The following is a 20552-nucleotide window of genomic DNA, read 5'->3' as shown; positions in this document are numbered from 1 at the left end:
CAATGGACTACGGATCGATGCCACCAGAGATCAATTCGGCGCGCATGTACGCCGGAGCAGGATCAGGGCCGATGCTGGCGGCTGCGGCGTCATGGAATTTACTGTCCGCGGAATTGCGTTCAGCGGCAACGTCGTTCGAATGGCTGGTGGCGAGCCTGGGCAGTCAAGGCTGGTGGGGCCCATCTGCATCGGCGATGGCTGCGGCTGCCCAGCCTTACTTCGTGTGGTTGAGCGTGACCGCCGAGCAGGCTGAGCAGACCGCGGCACAGGCCTACGCCGCGGCCGAGGCGTATGCCGAGGCCCACGCTATGACGGTGCCCCCGGCTGCGATCGAGACCAACCGCGTGTTGTTGGCGTCATTGGTCAAGACCAACGCGCTGGGCCAGAACACACCGGCGATCGCAGCGACCGAAGCGCGCTACGGCCAGATGTGGGCGCAAGACGCGGTGGCGATGTATGGCTACGCCGCGGCTTCCGCCACCGCCACCCAACTGATCCCCTTTGCCAATGCGCCGGAAACCACCAATCGAGATGACGGCAGGCAGGCCGCGGGCGGTGTGGACCCCACCGATGCCCACACCCAGCTGCCCGATGCGCTACGGAGCCTCGCGTCGCCGGCGGAGGGCTCGCGTCCTACGGATCCGGACTGGCACTGGACGAAGTTCTTCGACGGCCTCTTCGACGGAACGTGGGGCCACGACGACGGGTCGGGTTTGAACATCAATGCCCAGCTGTGGAACACGATCGCCGCTACCGGCATTTTCGACCCCGGTGGCAACATCGAGGGGTTTTCCGGGTTAGCCACGCTCGGCTTTCTTGCGCGCGGCATGGATGGCGGCACGGCCGCCCTGGCCCGCGGCGGGGTCGGGTCCATGCCGGGCATGACCCTGGCGTCGACGGCCACTGGTGAGCTGGAGACCGCGGCCCGCGCTGCCGGTGGCAGCAGCTCCCCGGTGGCCGCGGGAGTGGGCCGGGCCACCCTGGTCGGCTCGTTGTCGACGCCCCCGAGCTGGGCGGCGGCCACCCCGACGGGACCTCCTACCGCTGGGATGGGTAGCGGCTGGACCGTCGCCCCGGAAAACCGGTCGATGACCGCGATGCCTCCCCCGATTCCTCCGGGCGGCGCCGGCCGCCACGGCAGCTATGGTCTGGGCACGCCGCGCTATGGCGTCAAGCTGACCGTCATGCCGCGGCCCGTCGGGGTCGGTTAGCCGGCGCGGTGTGCGCTCGAGTCGGCGATCTCCGGCGAGGTCGCCGGCGTGCCCTGATAAAGCCGTATCACGCTGATCACCACCACCAGGCCCATCATGAACCAGGTCATCTCAGCGGACGTCTCATAGATATCGGCCAGAGCAACGGGCACGCCCTGGATGGTCGTGGTGGCATCGCCGGCGCGCAGCAGCCCGAGATTCACCTGCAGGCCCAAACCGAACCAGATGATGGACGGCATCAACAAAGCCGATCGGGTCGAGGTTGCGGGGTCGCGTCCCCACCGTCGTTCGATCAAGGCAAAGGTCTGAAACAGCACCCACCCGGTGATCAGCCAGCCGATGTAGTTGCTCAACGGGACACCCAGGACCCCACTCGGTGATCGGTAGGCGAACATGTGACGCACGTAGGCGCCGATCGGATCGATCACCAGGTCATAGCCACCGACGATGAGGGTGGCCACGACGGGTGTCACCACAACGGACAGTCGCCGATTGTGGATCTCGCCCACAATCACCCGGGCCAGAATCCACGCCAACCAGGCCAGAATCACCCACGCCGCCACGACAACCACCGGAACGTCGAACGCGCGAGGCCCTTCCGCGTAATGGACGTAGAAGCCGAACGGGAAGCCGGTCGCAATACTGCACGCCTCCAGGCCGAGACCCACCGTCACGGCCGTGGCGAAGTAGGCGACGGCTCCGGCGGGTTTATAGAGCGTCAACGTATGGAGCACCACGAACGCCGCCAATGCGGCACCCGAGATTGCTTCGGCTACAGCGGATATCGATCCGGCACTCAATGCCGTCGTTACCATCGCGGCGATGTAGATAGCAACGAGGCACCAGCCCGCAACCACGAGCGGGGCTCTAGGGGCGCGCGGAGTCGTCGGCGATGATGTGCTGGTGACGGGCGTCGACACGCACCGAATCGTAGCCGTCGGCGACTCGTTCTCCGGGCAAAGCAAGGATGTTCGGGGAAAAGCATTCAGGGTTCCCGGCGCGGGCGACACAGTTAACAGCTGCCACATTGTTAACATCGGCCCGTGCCTGACTCGCCGCGGACTTCCCACCCTCGGAACCACGTTTCCCGACGGGACGCGCTGCGGTACGCATCCGCCGCAGCGCTCACCGGGCTGGGCGCGGCGTCGGCCGGTGCACCGACGGCTTCGGCTGCGGCTCCCACGCTGATCGACTACGCCATGCGTCAGATTCCCGCGCAGGACATCCGTGCCGCGGGCCATGCCGGCGTCATCAACTACGTGTCGACGTCGCGGCCCGGCTCCAACTTCGGCGCCAAGCCGATCACCCGGCCCTACGCCGAGTCACTGACCGCCGCGGGACTGGTGATCGTCAGCAACTTCCAGTACGGCAAGCCCGGCGGGACGGCCCCGTCGGACTTCACCCGGGGCTACCCCGGCGGGGTTGCCGACGCACGCACCGCCTGGCAGATACACACCGCCGCCGGCGGGGGCCAAAGCGCGCCGGTCTTCTTCAGCGTCGACGACGACATCGACCGCAACACCTGGAACACCGTGGCACTGCAGTGGTTTCGCGGAATCAACTCGGTACTGGGAGTGCAGCGAACCGGCGTCTACGGGGGCGTGAACGTGTGCCAGTGGGCGGCCGCCGACGGTGTCATCGGAGTCTCACGCACACCCGGTAAGCGGTGGGCCTGGCAGACCCGATCCTGGTCACGTGGTCAGGTCGATCCCGGGGCAGTGCTCTACCAGCGCATTGTGAGTACCGCCTCGAACCCGGGGCCCATCGTCGGTGGGATAGAAGTCGACGTCAACGACGTCCTGGCCCAGGACTGCGGCCAGTGGAATCTACATCCGTGAGGTCGTGCGACCGATCAGGACCCGCTGGCCCAGAAGAGTGCCAGGGTAAGCAGCACGACACACGCGAGGCACGTGTAGACGCCCAGAGATGCTGACGCCATGAGTGGGCTCCTGTCTGCGAAGACTTGGTCGGTCTCGATTCGTTGACGGCCGATCTACGTCCAGCTGCGTAGCTGGACGGCCGTGCCGCGATCGCCACTAAGTTAGCCGTCCACCTCGGCCGCAGTCAACAAACGCTCCAGAGCCCCCGGGGGCGCCAAGGACTACGCGGTTTCCAGGGTGCGCAGACCGACGCTGTCGCGCGATTCTCGATCCGAACGATCCGGGCAGGCGCAGACCGACGATCAAGGAGACGCAGATGAGCTTGAACACCGCCGTACGTGCTGAGAGTCACGAGCCGAACGATCTGGTTCCATCGCGATACGCGGTACAGGTCGGCGACATCGAGGTGCTGGTGATCAGTGACGGCGTGCTGCCGATCAACGCCGCGACCATGGCCACCAACGTCGACTCGTCCCGCCTGGCGGGCTGGCTCGACGACATGTTCCTGCCGCCTGACGTCATCGACTGGCCGTTGAACGTGGTCGTGGTGCGCTCCGGTGACCGGACCATCCTCGTCGACGCCGGCCTCGGGATGGAGTTTCCGGACTTTCCGCGTGCAGGCCAGGCAGTCCGTCGGCTGGAGGCCGCCGGCATCGATCTGTCTGCCATCACCGACGTGGTGCTGACCCACCTACACATGGACCACGTAGGGGGACTGCTCACCGACGGGGTCAACGCGCGACTGCGTCCGGACCTGCGGATCCACGTCGCGGCCGCGGAAGCCGAGTTCTGGGAGGCGCCCGACTTTTCCGGGACCAACATGCCGGCTCCGGTTCCGGACGCGCTGCGATCGATCGCCTCGCGGTTCTTGGACGAATACCGTAACCACCTGGTCCCCTTCGAGAAGTCCTACGAGGTTGCCCCCGGCGTGCTCGCCACACGTACCGGCGGGCACACCCCCGGCCACAGCGTGGTCCGGCTAGCATCCGGTGATCACCGACTTACCTTCGCCGGCGACGCCATATTCCAGGTCGGATTCGACAACCCCCAGTGGCACAACGGATTCGAACACGACCCGGAGCAGTCGATCGAGGTCCGGGTCGGCCTGCTGCAGGAGCTGGCATCGACCGGCGAAGCGCTGGTGGCCACTCACCTCCCGTTCCCGTCGGTGTGCCACGTGGCCGCCGCCGGCAACGCCTTTCGGTGCGTACCGGCGGTGTGGGATTACTGAGCTGTGCTCGCTGACTGCCGAAACCCGGCCAGCTCCCAGTCCTCGTCGGCGATCAGGTTTCGCCAGTCGACCGGCAGCGAGTCCAGCGCGTCCTCGATGCAGAACCACACCGACTCCAGCGGCGAGGCACCCGGGGCGGCGGCCGTAATCCGGCTCTCCACATCGTAGTTCGGGGCGTGCGGTGCGTCACTGAACGGTGCGAGCGCGTTGATCGCGTCCATGACGTAACGCCGCAGCTCGGCGTAGGGACGACCGCGCAGCTCTTCGGGCAGAATCGGCCTGCCAAAGATGTAGTCCTGCGCGGCATGGCCGTAGGGAACTTCGAGCTTGTGCGGCAACGGCTCCTCGGGCAGGCCGCCCGCGAAGTACACCGGCACGATCGGCATCGCCATCTCGATCGCCATGTCCAGCAGTGTCGACGTCAGCCTCTCCACCCGCTGACTCGAGCTCACACTGCGGGTCCCGTCGGCGTGCACCATGACCGACACCCCCAGCGCCGCGGTCTCCCGCTTGAGTTCGTCGACCAGACCGAAGAACTCCTGGGGCTGCTGCTGGTCGAAGTAGCGGAGATGGCCCAACTGTTTGCCCGCCGCCGCGTCGATCATCTGCAGCAGATTGCCGACCCAGCCGGTCTCGTGTTTGGCGTGGCCGATAGTGACGACTTTCGTGCCGGTCAGCCACGATCCGATGGTGGTGCCCAGCAGTGATTCGACCTGCACCTGGTGGTTGGCCAGCAGCAACACCGGCCGGCCGTGCACGGCCGCCATCGCGGCCGGATCGGTGACCACCACGTGGCGTACATAGCGCGACAGCACCGCTCCCAGGGCCAACTCGCCGAACCAGCCGTCCGGCATGCCGGCGCTCTCGGTCCACCAGGCTCGGACCGGCTCCCAGTCGGTTGCCGCTGACGCGCTCGCACGGCACGCACCCGGCCCGAGCTTCTCGACGTCGACCGTGATGCGCTCCAGCGGCAGCGCGGGGCAGCTCACCTTTCCGTCGATGACCTGAACCTGAGCGGGGTGGACCGCATTGTGGACTGCGTCCGCGACCGCTTCCTTGGTCACGATGTCGACCATCAGCGAATCGCCTTGGCTGTCGGTGCCGTACACGGCCTGCAGAGTGCCTTTGAACCAGTCGAGGGTTGCCATCCGGGCGGTGTCGAGCTCCAGTACGCCGCGCCCGAGTCGTTCGCTCAGCGACAGTCCCGGGACCGCCTGCCGGTCACCCATGAAGGCGCGTCGTTCGGGCCCGCCGACCTCGGCCAGCGGTCCCTTGCTCAGCAGGAACTCGGCCATCCGGATACGGGCCCAGGGTTTTCCGGCGACGCTGAGCCACAGGTCGAAGGTCGGCATACGGCGTTCGTCGTCGTCGAAGCCCACGAATCGGGCTTCGACATCCACGGTTCCGGCCACCGGGGTGTCGGAGTAGAACCGGGCCGAGAGGATGCGGCGCGGGAACCCGACGTCGGGGTCGCTGGCATCGGCATACGATGCCGGATCGGCGGTGTCGGTGGTCCACACGCTCATCGCGGTGTGCGGTACGACATGCAGCGCGCCGTCCAACAGCCCCGGCTGCAGTTCGCCGACCGGAACGGCGCAGCGCTCGATCGCGAGCGTTCCGGTCGAGCCGTTGCGGCCGATACGGGCACCCTCGGTCAGGGTCGCGAACGCCGGGCCGTGAAAAACCGTTCCGTCATAGGGATCGGCGTAGGGCACCGCACCTTCCAGCGGGGCGGGCGGCTCGGGTTCACCGCTGTACTGTGCGGCGGTGACGACAACGGCGTGCGCGTGAATTTCCCAGCGGGACAACTCTGCTCGCGGCGCATCACGCCAGACTTCGAGGCGGCCCCGAAAATGTCCGGCCTCCGGCGTCTGCTCCAGCACGACCCGCAGCTGCTTCGGGGCGTCGACCACGACCCAGCGAACCATCTGGACATCGGTGATCTCGACGACCTTGGCTCCGCCTGAGGCACCGGCCGCCGCCTGGGCGAACAGGTCCATGACCGACATCATCGGCAGCGACGGGATCACGTACGTGGGGCAGTGATCGACGACCCAGGAGTCGTTGACCGGATCGAGCGTGACTTCCATCGTGGTGGTCGCGGGCGCGGTGTTCTGCACCGCGGCAGCAGTTTCCGCCGACGGCAGCGATGCCGGAGCGGCTGCACCCGCCGCGCTCCCCGGTACCGCTGCCGATGTGGTGATGGCCCCGGCAGCTGCCGGCGACAGCCGCTCCTCCGGGCCTGCCACGATGCGCATGCCCAGGTTGCTGGCGGTGTAGATGCGCTTGTCGTCCACCCACAGCGATGCCTCGGCCACCGCGAGGATGCCGGCGTCCTCGCGGACGATCCGGGTGATCTCCACCTGTGCGGTGATCTGCTTGTTGGTGGGGATGATCTGGCCGCGGTACCGCCAGGTCATGGCGTCGTGCAGGGCGGCCGGCTCGAAGCGGGCCGACGGTCCGGCTTCCTTGCCGAGTCCGAGGTCGAGCATCCCGAACTGCAGGAGCTGCAAAAGCATCTCGATGCCCAGGGACCCCGGTTGGACCGGGTCGCCGAAGAAGTGCGCCTTGAAGTACCACTCGCCGGGGTTGACGTCTTTAACGCCGCGCCATTGGCCCAGGCCGGCGGCGCCTCCGGTGGGCCAGCGGCCGGTGACCCGATCGACCATCAACAGCATCGGGTCTGCCAACCGCGCTCCCGCCCCGAAGAACTCGGCGGGCTGAGTGGTCAAGTCGACCAGCGGAGCGCCGGAGGGCTGCGCCAGAGAGGCGCGTTGCGAGTCGCTGACCGGGAGACCGACCTGGTTTTGCAGCGCTTCGCGTTTGAAGTAGCCGAACACGGTGTCGAAGGTGTAGACCGGTCCCTCGTCGGCCACGATCTCCCCGTCGAAGCCGACGATGATGGTTCCCGCGGCCTTGGCGAGGCTCTTCAGCTTCACCTTGATGCGCAGTGTTCCCGTCGCCGGGGTCACCTCCCGGTGTTGAGTTCCGGTCCCGTCCAGGTTGCGGAAGAACAGGTCCGCGTCGCCGTCCAGCGGGCAGCCGACGTAGCTGGCCAGCCAGCCGCAGGGCTGCAGCGCGACCTCCATGAGCACCGCGTTGGGCATCGTCTCGTGACCACCGGCGGCACCGTTCTCGGCGAAATACCAGGCATCGGCGGGCACGTCGTACTCCACGACGACTTCGGCGCCGGCCTTCATCACGCCGGTCTCGCCGGCCAGTTCGGTGACCCGGGACATGAAGTGATACGGCGGGCCCGGCAGCCGGGCCGCCTTGCGGGGAGAGTCGAACTTCTCGAACAACGGTCCGAACGCCATGGACGGCTTGGCGATCGCACTGGCGAGCATCGCCTGGTAGTCATAGCGGAACCCGTTGACTTCGGCGACCGCTTTGGGCTCGACGTAGCCTTCGAGTTCCTTGGCGCCGAGGTCCATCGGCCAGCCCGGTGACAGCTTCAGGCCCATCCGCTCGCAGTGGAAGGCGGGCAGCCCGTCGACGGTGCACAGCAGGTCGGCGAACAGTGTCGGCTCGGGTCCGGCGATCACCTCGCGGACGAACACTTCGTAGACCACCTCGCGCGACTGCGGGGTGACCTGGCCCCGGCAGCGCAGCTTGTAGGTCTCGAAGGGAACCGGTTCGAAGCGCCAGCCGTCGCAGTCGAGTGTCATGCCCAGGGCGGTCATGTAGATCGCCATGGTCTGCATGGTCGCCTCATACATCAGCGTGCCCGGCATGCAGGGATCGTTCTTGAAATGGCCGGCGAAGAAGCAGTTCTCCTGCGTCACGGGCGCGACGGCCCGCAGATATCCGCGGCCCCACGGCCCACCGGTGAAGTCCAGATCCGTCACTTCGTCGACGAAGAGCATGTCGCCGGCGTGGATGCTGGGGGTGCGAGTGTGGCTGCCGGCGCGCTCGAATCCCTCGCCGAACGTACGCCAGATCTCACCGGACGCCATCGCCTCCAGGTCGGCGCGCTGCAGCGAGGTGCGCGACGTCTGGGCGGGCGTCTGCTCCATCGGTCCGCTGACGGCCTGTTCCTCAGGCCGCCACAACACCCCGCCGGATGCCGCCAGCTCCTCGTCGGTGAAGAAACCGGCCTGGCCGTTGCGCATCGACATCCGCTCGACACCGTCGATCGTGCAGTCGTAGTGGAAGAAGAACAGCCGCACATCGCCTTGCCGGGCGTGGCCGTCCACGTGGATGTCGAAGCGCAGGGTGTCGCCGATCTCGGGCAACCCACCCAGGTAGGTGACCTCGCAGCCGAGCAACCGATAGACCCGCTCGCTCTTGTTGAGCAGATCCGCGCCCATCCAGGAGATGAGCATCAGGTCGGCCTGCCCGCTTTCGATCATGATGCCGGCGGGCATCCGGCCCTGCTGGAGCCACCAGGAGTCGGCGGTGACATCGGTTTCGGTCCACAGCGTTCCGGTGCCGTGCCGAGCCGGCTCGGCGTCGATGCCCAACAGCCGATCCGCCAGCAGCAGTGGCGGTTCGGGCATCCGGACCTGGCGCGGATATTGGTCCTGCTCGGCGAAGGCCGGGCCGAAGATCTCGGAGATGTTCCCCGAGGAGTGCACGCGCAACCCGTCCTTGTCGAGCTTGAGGCCCACCGGCTCACGCTTCACCGTCGGGGTCGGGACCACCTTGTCGGCAGGTTTGACCGGCTGGATCGCCCGGCTTGCGCCGGCGGGTGCGGTGGCGGGCGTCGCGGGGGCAGCGTCGGCCGCAGTCGGCTGCGGTTCCGGTAGCGCCGGTGTCGCCGCGGCGACACCCAGCGGCAGCCGGGCCAGCGACTCCGCGACCGTTGCCAAAGCCGGAGGCATCGGGAGTTGTATCGGCATGAATTGCTCCAGTTGATCAGGGGGGTTCGTTCCTGGGGCCGGGACGCGTGGGGGCAGGTGGACCGCGGGCAGGTGCGCGGGGAAGTTGAGCCGGATGGGTTTCCCGGCACCGTTGGCTGCTGCCGGCGCCGTCAAGGCCGCGGCCTCCGGCCCGGTTGCCGAGGACACCAGCGTGATGTGTTGTCGCTGGCCGGCCAGTCCGGTGAGTTCGACGGCGATGCGCCGTTGCGCGGATGTCCAGGGCTCGCCGTCGGGCCACACTCCGAGGGCTGCATAGAGCACGCCGGCGGCCACATGCAGCAGTCCCGAGGCGGCGTGCGCGTGACCCAACAACGCCGACAGGCTCACCGCACCGGGAACGGTGCCCAGGTGCAGACATTCGGCGTCGACCGGCTGATCGGGCAGCAGGGTTGCGTACACCGGGTCGCCGTCACGGCGCGCGTCGGCGGCGCGCTTGAGCACCAGGACGACGGCGGCGTCTGCGGGTGTCTGCTCATCGGGGTGCAGTAGGGCGCGCGCCGCCGCCTGATGCACGGGTTCGCAGCTGAGATCCACCGCCCCGACCACGGCCGCGTCGACCTCTCCGCGGCGTAACGCCCGCGCGGCCATCTCCAGGGCGGTGGTGCCCGAGAGCTGTTCGCGCGACACCGTGAAACTGGGCCCACGTAAATCGAATTGGCTGTTCAGTCGGTTCGCGACGATGTTGGGCATGGCTCCCACGACCCCCGCGGCGGTCCACCCCGCGACGACATCGTCGCGAGCGGCGGCGAGCCGGCCGGGGTCGTCGAATTCATCGGCCAGCCGCCAGCGCTGGCCGAACCGGTTGACTTCGGCGTCGCAGCCCATGCCGACGACGACGCTGGTGGTGTCCGGCGGCAGGCTCTTGATCAACTCGCCGATGCCCAGGGCCGCACCGAGCAACGCCAGTTGTTGGGGCTGGGTCTGTTTGAGATCGGCCGGTGGGAAGCGGGTCTGGGTCAGATCCAGGCAGACCTCGTCCATGCGTGCGCCGCGGGCTCCGTCGGCCAGGCCGGTGGGTATCGGCTGACATGTCTTCAAGTGCTCGGCGACGGAGGCGGTTCCGTGACCGTCGCCGATCAGGAGGCTCAGGCCGACGATCGCGATCTCCTGCTCGGCCCGGGGCGCGGCGACCGGAGGAGCCGGCGTGGGACCGGGTCCCTCGACCCATTCTTCGAGCAGCAGGTGGGCGTTGTTTCCGCCGAAGCCGAAGTTGTTGACCGCGGCGCGACGCGGCCCGTCGGTGTCCCAGGGCTCGGCCTCAGTGAGCAACCGGAACGGCGAGTCGGCGATGAACGGGAGCGGATCTTCGGCGTGCAGGGTCGGGGGACGTATCCCGGCACGCATCGCGGCCAGTACTTTGATGGCTCCCGCCGCGCCGGATGCCGTGATCGAGTGGCCCAGATTGGATTTCAGTGAACCGATGGGCACGTCGGTCATGCCGGTGAAGATGCGCGCCATGCTCATCAGTTCGGTCAGGTCACCGCGCGATGTCCCGGTGGCGTGGCATTCGATGAGGGAGATGTCGCGCGGCTCGAGTCCGGCCATCTCGTAGGCCAGGCGCATCGCGCGTTCTTGGCCGTCTTGGGAGGGCACCAGAAACCCATGTCCCCGACCGTCGTTGCTCAAGCCGACGCCCCGGATGACGCCCAGAATGGAGTCGCCGTCGACGATCGCGTCGTCAAGCCGCCGCAGCACCAGGATGGCGGCGCCCTCGGCGGGGACCAGGCCGTCGGCGCCGTTGTTGAACGGTCGTGACCTCCCCGTTCGGCTCAGGGCCTGTAAGGCGGTGAAGCCGACGTGCAGCAGCAGATCACTGGCGCCGTTGATGCCGCCGGCGAACATCACGTCGGCGGTGCGGTCGTGTAGCCGATCGCAGGCCAGCTTGATGGCATACAGCGACGAGGCGCAGGCGGCGTCGAGGGCCGCGGCTCCGCCAGTCAGGCCCAATGCCTGCGCGATCAGGTGAGCCGGCAGGCCGGACATGAAGCGGTTGCGCCAGTCGACTCCGGGTTCTTCTCCCCGCCAGACTGATTCGGCGAGGTCGGTCATCTTCTTGGTCGGATAGCTCAGGTTGCCCAGGACGATCCCGGCGGAACCCGGCACCTCACCTGCCCGCCATCCCGCACTGTCCAGGGCTTGTCTGGCCGCCTCGATTCCCCACCGGTAGAGCGGGTCGAGTCCGGCCAGGTCGTCGGCGTCGAGGAACAGTCCGCGCGGATCGAAAAGGTCGTCGAACCCGCGGACGTAGCCGCCGCGGTCCGACCAGGTGTGGTCGAGTTCGGGCACGTCCGCCGGGGCGCACAGGACGCGCTCCGGGGATACCCCCCAGTAATCCGGCCCGGGTGAGCCCAATGCGTCGCGGCCGTCGTGCACCGTTGTCCAGAGCTCACCCGCGTTCAGTCCCCCGGGCAGGACACACCCCTGCCCGACGATCGCGATCGGATCAAACTTCACTTCGAATCAGCCGCCGTCGATTCAGCCGCCGTAGGGATACAACTCGAGTCGTTTGAGACTGATCACCAGCTGGTTGTCGGCGTCGACCAGGTCAAGATCGCAGACGGCACGGCTGGTCTTGGCGTCCCCACCGGTGAGCACGCATCGCAGGCCGGCACCCAGCGCGCCGGACCGGTAGCGGACGATCTCGCCCACCCGCAGCGGAAGGACATTGCGGCCGAGCAGTTCGTAGCTCCAGACCAGTGCCGCCTGCAGGCATCCGTCGACGGCGGCCGGGTCGGTCGCCCAGCCCTCCCCCGCCCAGCCCACGGACGTCAATCCGGACAGATACGCCGTCGCGGTGGTCTCGGCGCAGTCCATGCCGTCGAGCACCCGGAATGCGGCTCCGTGGAACAGTGCCCCACCGGTGTAGCAGGCTTCGCGGTCGATCCTGCGACCGTCCGACGCCGGGGCCGGGGCGCCCGGGACCACCGGTGCACCCGAACGCATCTCGAGTTTGGCCGAGTAGTACACGGTCGAGCCCTCGATGTCGGAGAGCGTCACGGTCAGCAGTTCGGGCCGATCGTCGACGGGCACACACCGCACGATCAGGGGATTGCCGTGCCTTTCGAACTCGTAGAGCGTCACACCACGCAGCACCTTGAGGTCGAGCACCCGATCCACGTGGTGGCCGGGCCGGCATGCCTCAGCCATCCGGATGAACCATTCGAGCGCCTGCACCACGGGCAACACGACATTGCCCTGGACCCGGTGGTCGAGCAGGTAGGGCTGCTGCGTCACGTGGGCGAGCACCCGCGCGACCCTGCCTTCCGGCGGGATCGGATGCGTGGGCAGCCCTGCCAGTACGCCGTCGCCGAGAGTCACCTCGGAGCTTCCGCTCTCGCCGTCGAGGACGTCGGCGACAAACGCGCGCGCGCCGTCGGCGAGTGGGATCAGCGAGATGCCGCGGGACTCGAACATCGCCTTGAGGCCCGGGGTCACCATGCCGGAATCCCAAGGGCCCCAACCCAGTGCCCGCACCAGACAGGACGGTCCGCGCCGGGCCTGCTCCGCCAAGGCCACCTTGTTGAGGATTTCATTGGCCATGGCGTAGTCGCTTTGGCCGACGTTTCCGCTGCGCGCGGCCACCGACGAGAAGAGGCAGATCACCTTGAGCGCATCGTTGGCTGTGGCATCCAGCAGCGCGCACGCGCCGCCGACCTTGGTCTCGAAGACCCGGTCGAACCCGTCGAGGGTCTTCTTGTGCAGCGGCGCATCGGCGAGCACGCCGGCACCGTGCACCAGGCCGGTGATGGGACCGAATTCGCTTCGCACACTGTCCAGCAGCGCGCTCAGCTGCGCGGCGTCACGGACGTCGGCAGCGGCGTAGCGGACGCGGGAACCGGCCGCGGTCAGCGCGGCCAGAGTGGCCCGCACCTCGCGGTCGGCCAGGATGCGCTGCGCCTGTTGCTCCAACTGCTTGGGTGTGACCTTGAGTCCTTGCGCCGCAGCGCTGGCAAGCAGCGCCCGCTTGAGCTCCGCATCGGTGGTCAAGCCCTGGGCTTCCGGCGGTTCGTCGCTGAGTTCGGTGCGCCCGATCAACACGAACGCCGCCTGGGTCTGCTGCGCCAGGGCGATCACCGAACCGGCGGTCACCCCGCGGGCGCCACCCGAGACCACAATGACGTCCTGCCGGCCGATGCGGTGCGTGCGGGTGCTCACCTGCTGCTCGTCCGCGACGACCGTGGTTCGCCCGTGTGGACTACCGAGGCCCACTTCGAGCTCCACCCCGCCGGCTAGGACTTCGTCGGCGATCTGCTCGGCGACGACCAGCGGGGAACGATGTCCGACGGCGATATCGATCGCCTTGACCTGCGCACTGGTCCATTCCTGCGCAGCAGTTTTGGCCAGCGCACCGATCCCGCCCGACCAGGCCCGCAGGCCGGGGTCGGTGAGCAGACCGAAGGTGCCGCCGGTGTCTTGAACGGTGACGAAGACGCCACCATGTTCCGCGAATTGGGCTGCGACGGACTGCGCGTCGGCGAAGAGCACCCGGTTGACGGCAAGCGCCTCGTCACGAGTGGCGATTTGCCGCAGGCCGCCGAGATGGATGATCGCCTCGGCGTCGGCACTGGGTCGGGCCACGATCGCCGCGCGAATGCCGTGTGTGCGCAGAATTGCGGCCAGGGCCTCGGCCGTTTCAGTCAGCCCGTCCTGGACTGCCTCGGCCGTCACGATCTCGACGGTCCTGGCGGCATACAGACCGGGCATCCCCATCCCGCTCACCGGAGCGGCGGTGGCGCGTACCGCGTAGCGCGCCACCTCCGCTCCGGTTAACTCAAAAGGGGCGCGATCACCTGCCGGCAATCCGTTGGGCGCCACCAGATCCGGTGGTGGTGAACCTATCAATGACTGCAGGTAGTCGACGATCTCCTGCAACGTCACCAACGCCGCCATCGTCGCCGTCTCCACCTCAGGCAACGACGGAACCCGATCCTGCACCGCCGACAAGATCTCCACCCGCTTGATCGAGTCGATCCCCAGATCCGCCTCAAGCGCCATCGACAGATCCAGCATCTCCACCGGATAACCGGTCTTGTCGGCGACCACCGCCAACATGTCCCCCACCAGATCCACCCCCGCCGCGGCCGGAGCCGGCGCGGCGGCCGGTGCGGCAGCTACCGGGGCCGGCGCGGGCGCGGCCGCAGCAGGCGCAGTCGCCGCAGCAGGCGCAGTCGCCGGGCCCATCAACGACTGCAGGTAGTCGACGATCTCCTGCAACGTCACCAACGCCGCCATCGTCGCCGTCTCCACCTCAGGCAACGACGGAACCCGATCCTGCACCGCCGACAGAATCTCCACCCGCTTGATCGAGTCGATCCCCAGATCCGCCTCAAGCGCCATCGACAGATCCAGCATCTCCACCGGATAACCGGTCTTGTCGGCGACCACCGCCAACATGTCCCCCACCAGATCCACCCCCGCCGCGGCCGGAGCCGGCGCGGCGGCCGGTGCGGCAGCTACCGGGGCCGGCGCCGGCGCGGGCGCAGCAGGCGCAGCGGGCGCAGCAGGCGCAGCCGCCGGGCCCATCAACGACTGCAGGTAGTCGACGATCTCCTGCAACGTCACCAACGCCGCCATCGTCGCCGTCTCCACCTCAGGCAACGACGGAACCCGATCCTGCACCGCCGACAGAATCTCCACCCGCTTGATCGAGTCGATCCCAGATCCGCCTCAAGCGCCATCGACAGATCCAGCATCTCCACCGGATAACCGGTCTTGTCGGCGACCACCGCCAACATGTCCCCCACCAGATCCACCCCCGCCGCGGCCGGGGCCGGGGCCGGGGCCGGCGCAACGGCTACCGCAGCGGCCGGCGCGGGCGCGGCCGGCGCGGGCGCTACAGCCACCGCAACCGGAGCGGCAGCAACAGGAGCCGGCGCGGGCGGCGCGGGCATCGTCGCGACAGCAGCAGGAGCGGCCACCGGCGTCGGGGCTGCGGGTACCGGCGCGGGCGGGGCGCTGACCGGGGCCGGCGGAGCCGCAGGCGGCGCGGGCATGGCCGGCGGAGCCGCAGGCGGCGCGGGCATGGCCGGCGCTGGCGGCGGGGCCACCGGCGGAGCCGGAGTGGCCGCCACGCCATACGAGGCTACGGGCTGAGCCGGCACCACCGTGGTTGCGGCGGGAAAGGCCAACTGGGTGACCGGCATCGGCGTCATCCCGGTGCTGGAGACCAGGGTCTGCAGCAGGCCCTGCAGGTGGGCGATGGTCTGCTGCATGCTGCCCAGCGCACCGACCATGTGCGTCACCATCTCGGCGCCGGGACCCGACATCAGTGGCGATGTCACCACCGGGACGGCGGCGGGCTGAACCGGCACCGGGACGTGCGCCGGGACGTGCGCCGGCGACCCGTTCGTCGCGGGAACGTTTGGATGAGCTGCTGTCATTGTGGGCTCCGATACGGTCGCGTGGCCGTTGTGGTCACTGCGGGGGGTGGATGTCTCAAATTCTTCAGCGGGCCGCTGTAGCGGCTCGTCGTTGAGGTCTGGACGGCCGAAGTTGGTGCCGCTGAGCTTCATCGTCAGCTTGGGCGCCGGACGGGCTCGCGGGTCGTCACCGTGGCGGTAGTCGGCCCACAGGGCTTCGAAGTTCATCGGAACGCCGGCGGCCACCAGCTGGGCCAGACCCATCCACAGCGACCGAATCCCATTCCTGCCCTTGGCATCGAGGGAGACCGCGACGTGGTCCTGGCCGGTCAGGCACTTGCCGACCAGGTTGGAGAGCACGCTGCCGGGCCCGACCTCGACAAAAGTCCGGGCGCCGGCCGACCACATCGCCTGAACCTGCTCGACGAACCGCACGGGTTGCGCGATCTGGTTAGCCAGCGTGGCCTGCATCTGCTCGGCGCTGCCGACGTACGGCTGAGCCGTTGCGTTGGCGTAGACGGGCACCTGCGGCACGCCGAACGGAATGCCCGCCAGATACGAGGCGAACGGAGCCGCTGCCGAACTGACAATCTCGGAGTGGAAGGCGGTGGCGACATCGAGGAGTCGCGCATTCATACCCGCAGCGCTGAACCGCTGCGCGGCGTCGGCGATCGCCGCACTGTCGCCCGAGAGCACAACCTGGTTGGGGGCGTTGTGGTTAGCAATGACCACCGACAGGCCCCACTCGCCAAGCAGCCTGCCGACCTGCTCGGCGGGGGCGGTCACGGCGCACATCGCTCCGTCACTGCTGGCGGCGGCCTGGGCCATCAGCGCACCACGCGCGCGGGCGATGAGCAACGCGACGTCGTCGCTGATCACCCCTGCGGCGCACAGCGCGCTGACCTCGCCGAAGCTGTGCCCACCGACGGCGACCGGCGCGATGCCCAGCGAGCGCACGACCGACAGCAGGCTCAGGCTGTGCGCACCGATGCCCGGCTGCGCCCACTCGGTCCTGGTCAGCTCGGCGGCCTGAGCCGCGCGGTCTTCCTCACTGAACGCCGTCTTGGGCCAGACGACCTCGTGCAGGTCGCGGTCGGCGTTGAGTAGGTCGGCACGCGCGAGTTCCCAAGGCGCCAAAGCGGGTTCATAGAGTTGCGGGAGGTCGGCACCCATCCCGACGTACTGGCTGCCCTGCCCGGGGAACAGCAGCGCGACCGGTCCGGCTGGCCGGCAGGAGTAGTAGTAGCCCTTGGGTGAGCTGAACGACGTGTCACCGCTGGGGGTTTGAAGCTTCGCAGCGGCTTCCCCGAGCATCGTGCGCAGGGCTTCGACACTGTTGGCGACGACGGCGAGGCGGTGCGGGCGGCTGGCGTCGTACGCCGATTGCGTGCTGTGCGCGAGGTAGCCCAGCATGTCCGGTGAGTCGACCAGCGAGGCGGCCAGCTCCCCAGCCTGAGCGGCCAGCGCGGCCGCGGATTCCGCACCGAGGACCACCAGCTCGGAGTCCCAGGAGCGGTAGCGCGGTGCATGCTTCCCGGCGCCGGCGTACTCCTCGAGCGTGATGTGGAAGTTCGTACCGCCGAAGCCGAACGCGCTGACCGACGCGCGGCGCGGCACGTTCTGGTCGGCGATCCACGGCTTGGTCTGCGTCGACAGGTAGAAGGGCGACGATTCGATCTCGAGCCCGGGGTTGGGCCGGTCGATCTTGATGGTCGGCGGGAGGACCTTGTGGTGGAGCGCCATCACGGTCTTGAACAGGCCGCAGGCTCCGGCCGCGCCCTTGGTGTGCCCGACCTGGGACTTGACCGAGCCGACGGCGCACCATTGACGGTCGGCCCGGCCTGACTCGTCGAACACCCGGCGCAGGGCGGTGAACTCGGCGACGTCGCCGGCTTTGGTGCCGGTTCCATGGGCTTCGACGAGGCCGACCGTCTCCGGCCCGTAGCCGGCGGCCTCGTACGCGCGACGCAGGGCCTTGGCCTGACCATCCGGGCTGGGTGCGTAGATGCTCTTGGCCCGGCCATCCGAGGAGGTACCGATGCCGCGGATCACGGCGTAGATCCGGTCGCCGTCGCGCTCCGCGTCGTCGAGGCGCTTGAGCGCCAGCATGGACAGCCCCTCGCCGAGCATCGTGCCGTCCGACTGGTCGGAGAACGGGCGGCAGTCGCCGGTGCGCGACAACGCGGTCACCTTGGCGAAGCACATGAACATGAAGATGTCGTTGAAGGCGTCGACGCCCCCCGCGATCACCATGTCGGCCTCACGCAGGTACAGCTCGTGCAGCGCGATCTCGATCGCGGCCAGCGAACTGGCGCATGCGGCGTCGACAACGCAGTTCGTTCCGCCAAGGTCGAAGCGGTTGGCGATGCGTCCGGCGATGACGTTGCCGAGCAGACCCGGGAAGGTGTTCTCCTGCCACGGGGTGTAGCTCGAGGCGACGCGCTCGCTGAACGCGGTCAGCTCGTTGTCGGAGAGGCCTGCGGCGCGCAGGCCTCGTTCCCAGATCGGCCGATGCAGGCGACCGCTCATGTAGCCGGACATCTCGGTGCCGCCGGAGGAGCCCAGCACCACGCTGACCCGTTCCCGGTCGATGCTGGAGATGTCGCCGCCGGCGTAGTCCTCCAGCACTTGCTGCGCGACCCGCAGCGCCAGCAACTGAGCGGTGTCGGTCGCGGGCAGCACGTTCGGCGGAATGCCGAAATCCATCGGCGAGAAGTCCACGGGGGGCAGGAACCCGCCGCGACGGGCGTATACCTTGTCGGGCGTGTGAGGATCTGCGTCGAAATAGTCGTCGATCCGCCAGTGCGACTCCGGCACGTCGGAGAACAGGTCCGCGCCCTCGACGATGTTGCGCCAGAACCGCTCGGCTTCTTCAGACCCGGGAAACAGCGCGCTGACGCCGACTACTGCGACAGGTGGATGTTTGGCTACCACGGGTCTCCTTAAGAGCGACCTTGACAAAAAGCATTGAATACCTAAGTTTTGCCGTCAATGACATGGGTTATAGGTAAGAATTTTGATTCATTTTCGGCCGAGTGTTGCCGGGACCATATCAGAGTGTTGCAGTCATCACACATCGAAGATGTCCGCCCCAGACTGCCCCATGCATTACAGTCGTCCGCCGAAATGTTATGCCGGTGAGCCACTGAACAGCTCGAACATCCCTTTCCAGCGTATTTGACGGCAGCGTCAGACCGCCAGCGGCCGCGGGCTGTAGGCGAATGCTCTGGCCGGCACCGGCACCCCGCAGGAGCGGGCCGCGCTGGCGCGGGTTACGTGGGCGGCACCTTCGAGCAAGTTAAGCGCCACCTGGACAGCCTGGCGGTTCTCACACAGCTCCAGGTGGCTGCCCGCCACCCAGCTGTTGAACGCGCCCATCGCCGGGCCGCACCAGATCTGGTAGTCCAGCACGCGCTCGGGGATGCCGCTGATAGCCCACCGGCTCGACTGCCCCAGGTACCACCGGAACACCAGTGCCATCTGGTACTTGGGGTCCCTGGAGGCGAGTTCGAGAACGGCCGGGTCGCGCTGTTGCCAGTACCGCTGGGTGTCCGCCCACACCTCGGCGACGGTGGTGCCCAGGATCTTCTCCAGCTCGGGGCCGTGCTTGGCGACCACGCTGGCCAGGTCGGGGTTGCCCGCGTACCACTCGTAGAGCTTCTTGCCGCGCGGGGCGAACATCGTTCCCCGTTTGAGCACCTGCAGGTTGACGCCCATTTCGAACATGTCGGAGGCGGGCGCCATCATCACGTCGGCGATGCCGGCCTTGGCGAGCATGGCGCGACCGGGCGCTGAAAGCCCCGACTCCACGCAGGCCTGGTTGACCGTACCGGTCAGTACGTAGGCCGCACCCATCGCGAAGGCGCCGGCGACGGCCTGCGGTGCGCCGAGGCCGCCCGCCGCACCCACCCGCACCCGGCAGTTCAGCTGGTGCTGCTGAGCCAGCGAATCGCGCAGCATGACGATTTCGGAGAAAAGCGCCGGCAGCGGGCGGTTATCGGTGTGCCCGCCACTGTCGGACTCGACGGTGATGTCCTCGGCCACCGGCACATACCGAGACAACTCGGCTTCGCGCTGGGTCAACTTTCCCGCGGCCACCAAGCCGGACACCAACGCCGCCGGCGCCGGCTCCATGAACATCCGCGCCACCTCGGGCCGCGACACCTTGGCCATCACATGGTTGCGGCGCATGATGTTGCCGGCCGGATCGGTGTCCAGTCCCGACAGTGCGTAGTGCACCACCGCGGGGGTCAGCTTCATAAACGCCGAAGCCTCGACGACGGGGACGCCGCGCGCGATGAACAACTCGGCGACGCGCGTCTCGAGGGAGACCTCATTGGGCGAGTGGATCAGGTTGGCTCCCCAGGCGAGCCCGGGCCGGCCGGCCAACGCGGTCTGAATCTCGTCCAGCCCCCGCTCGACCGCCTCGTAGGAGAGTCCGCCCGCACCGAAGAAGCCCATCATTCCGGCCTCGGCCATCGCGATCACCAATGCCGGCGTCGCGATGCCGTTGGCCATCGCCCCGGTGACATAGGGGAAGCGGACGCCGTGCGCCTCGCAGAATTCGCGGTCACCGAGCCACTCGGGGTAGATCGCGGGCAGGGTCCCCACCAGGGACAAGTCCGATTCCCCGGCGCCGACCACCGCGCCGCCCAGGGCCACGCCCAGCATCCCGGTGGCCGCTTCGCGCACCACATGAACGGGGTGGCGTACGTGGCCGATGATGTCGGCGATGTCGTCCGGGGCGAAAGCGGCCGGTGCGGTGGTGGCCCGCCACCCCAGGCCCGGGTCGGCGCCCACTCCGCTTTGCTGCTCCAGTACTGCGCCAGGTCGCTCGTTCACAGTCGGTTCCTCTCGATCACCGGTGCTGTGAGCGCTCGCGCCGAGGGGCCTGCGCACGAACCGGAGAAAACGATGAGAGTTTCTCATGGACCGTGGTGGCGGGGAGTCTCCCCACCGTCAAACGGGTATAGGAGAGCCATTCGGCGCCGGCGGTGGCGCCGCTGGAC

The 20552-nt window shown here is 68.2% G+C and carries 8 protein-coding genes; 3 read left to right on the top strand and 5 right to left on the bottom strand.

The annotated features are described in order from the left end of the window. Nucleotides 1-2 precede the first annotated feature (2 nt). Nucleotides 3-1211 (top strand): PPE family protein, encoded by a 1209-nt coding sequence (locus tag EJK91_RS03580; RefSeq protein ID WP_125078271.1) that lies wholly within the window; start codon nucleotides 3-5, stop codon nucleotides 1209-1211. Here the strand turns inward: EJK91_RS03580 and EJK91_RS03575 are convergent. Then, complete coding sequence (locus tag EJK91_RS03575; RefSeq protein WP_164517874.1) at nucleotides 1208-2026, bottom strand: carotenoid biosynthesis protein; 819 nt, start codon at nucleotides 2024-2026, stop codon at nucleotides 1208-1210. The two genes, EJK91_RS03580 and EJK91_RS03575, sit on opposite strands and share 4 nt — an antisense overlap. A gap of 228 nt (nucleotides 2027-2254) precedes the next feature. Between EJK91_RS03575 and EJK91_RS03570 the strand changes: the two genes are divergently transcribed. Beyond that, nucleotides 2255-3049 (top strand): DUF1906 domain-containing protein, encoded by a 795-nt coding sequence (locus EJK91_RS03570; RefSeq protein ID WP_046302122.1) that lies wholly within the window; start codon nucleotides 2255-2257, stop codon nucleotides 3047-3049. 358 nt (nucleotides 3050-3407) lie between these two features. After that, complete coding sequence (locus tag EJK91_RS03565; RefSeq protein ID WP_125078269.1) at nucleotides 3408-4322, top strand: MBL fold metallo-hydrolase; 915 nt, start codon at nucleotides 3408-3410, stop codon at nucleotides 4320-4322. On the opposite strand, the gene EJK91_RS03560 is transcribed toward EJK91_RS03565, so the two are convergent. From EJK91_RS03560 to EJK91_RS03545, 4 genes are all read right to left on the bottom strand, one after another. Then, nucleotides 4316-11638, bottom strand: coding sequence for a beta-ketoacyl synthase N-terminal-like domain-containing protein (locus EJK91_RS03560; protein ID WP_164517873.1), 7323 nt, complete (start codon nucleotides 11636-11638; stop codon nucleotides 4316-4318). The genes EJK91_RS03565 and EJK91_RS03560 overlap by 7 nt on opposite strands. A 21-nt stretch (nucleotides 11639-11659) precedes the next feature. Next, nucleotides 11660-14821, bottom strand: coding sequence for an SDR family NAD(P)-dependent oxidoreductase (locus EJK91_RS03555; protein ID WP_125078268.1), 3162 nt, complete (start codon nucleotides 14819-14821; stop codon nucleotides 11660-11662). Then, complete coding sequence (locus EJK91_RS03550; RefSeq protein ID WP_125078267.1) at nucleotides 14743-18477, bottom strand: type I polyketide synthase; 3735 nt, start codon at nucleotides 18475-18477, stop codon at nucleotides 14743-14745. The genes EJK91_RS03555 and EJK91_RS03550 overlap by 79 nt, the downstream gene beginning before the upstream one ends. 255 nt (nucleotides 18478-18732) lie before the next feature. Then, complete coding sequence (locus EJK91_RS03545) at nucleotides 18733-20385, bottom strand: PfaD family polyunsaturated fatty acid/polyketide biosynthesis protein (protein WP_239651172.1); 1653 nt, start codon at nucleotides 20383-20385, stop codon at nucleotides 18733-18735. Nucleotides 20386-20552 lie beyond the last annotated feature (167 nt).

The organism is Mycobacterium sp. P7213 (assembly GCF_900604305.1).
GTDB lineage: Bacteria > Actinomycetota > Actinomycetes > Mycobacteriales > Mycobacteriaceae > Mycobacterium.
The sequence above is the reverse complement of the archived record's forward strand: the minus strand, read 5'-3'. Positions and strand labels throughout refer to the sequence as shown.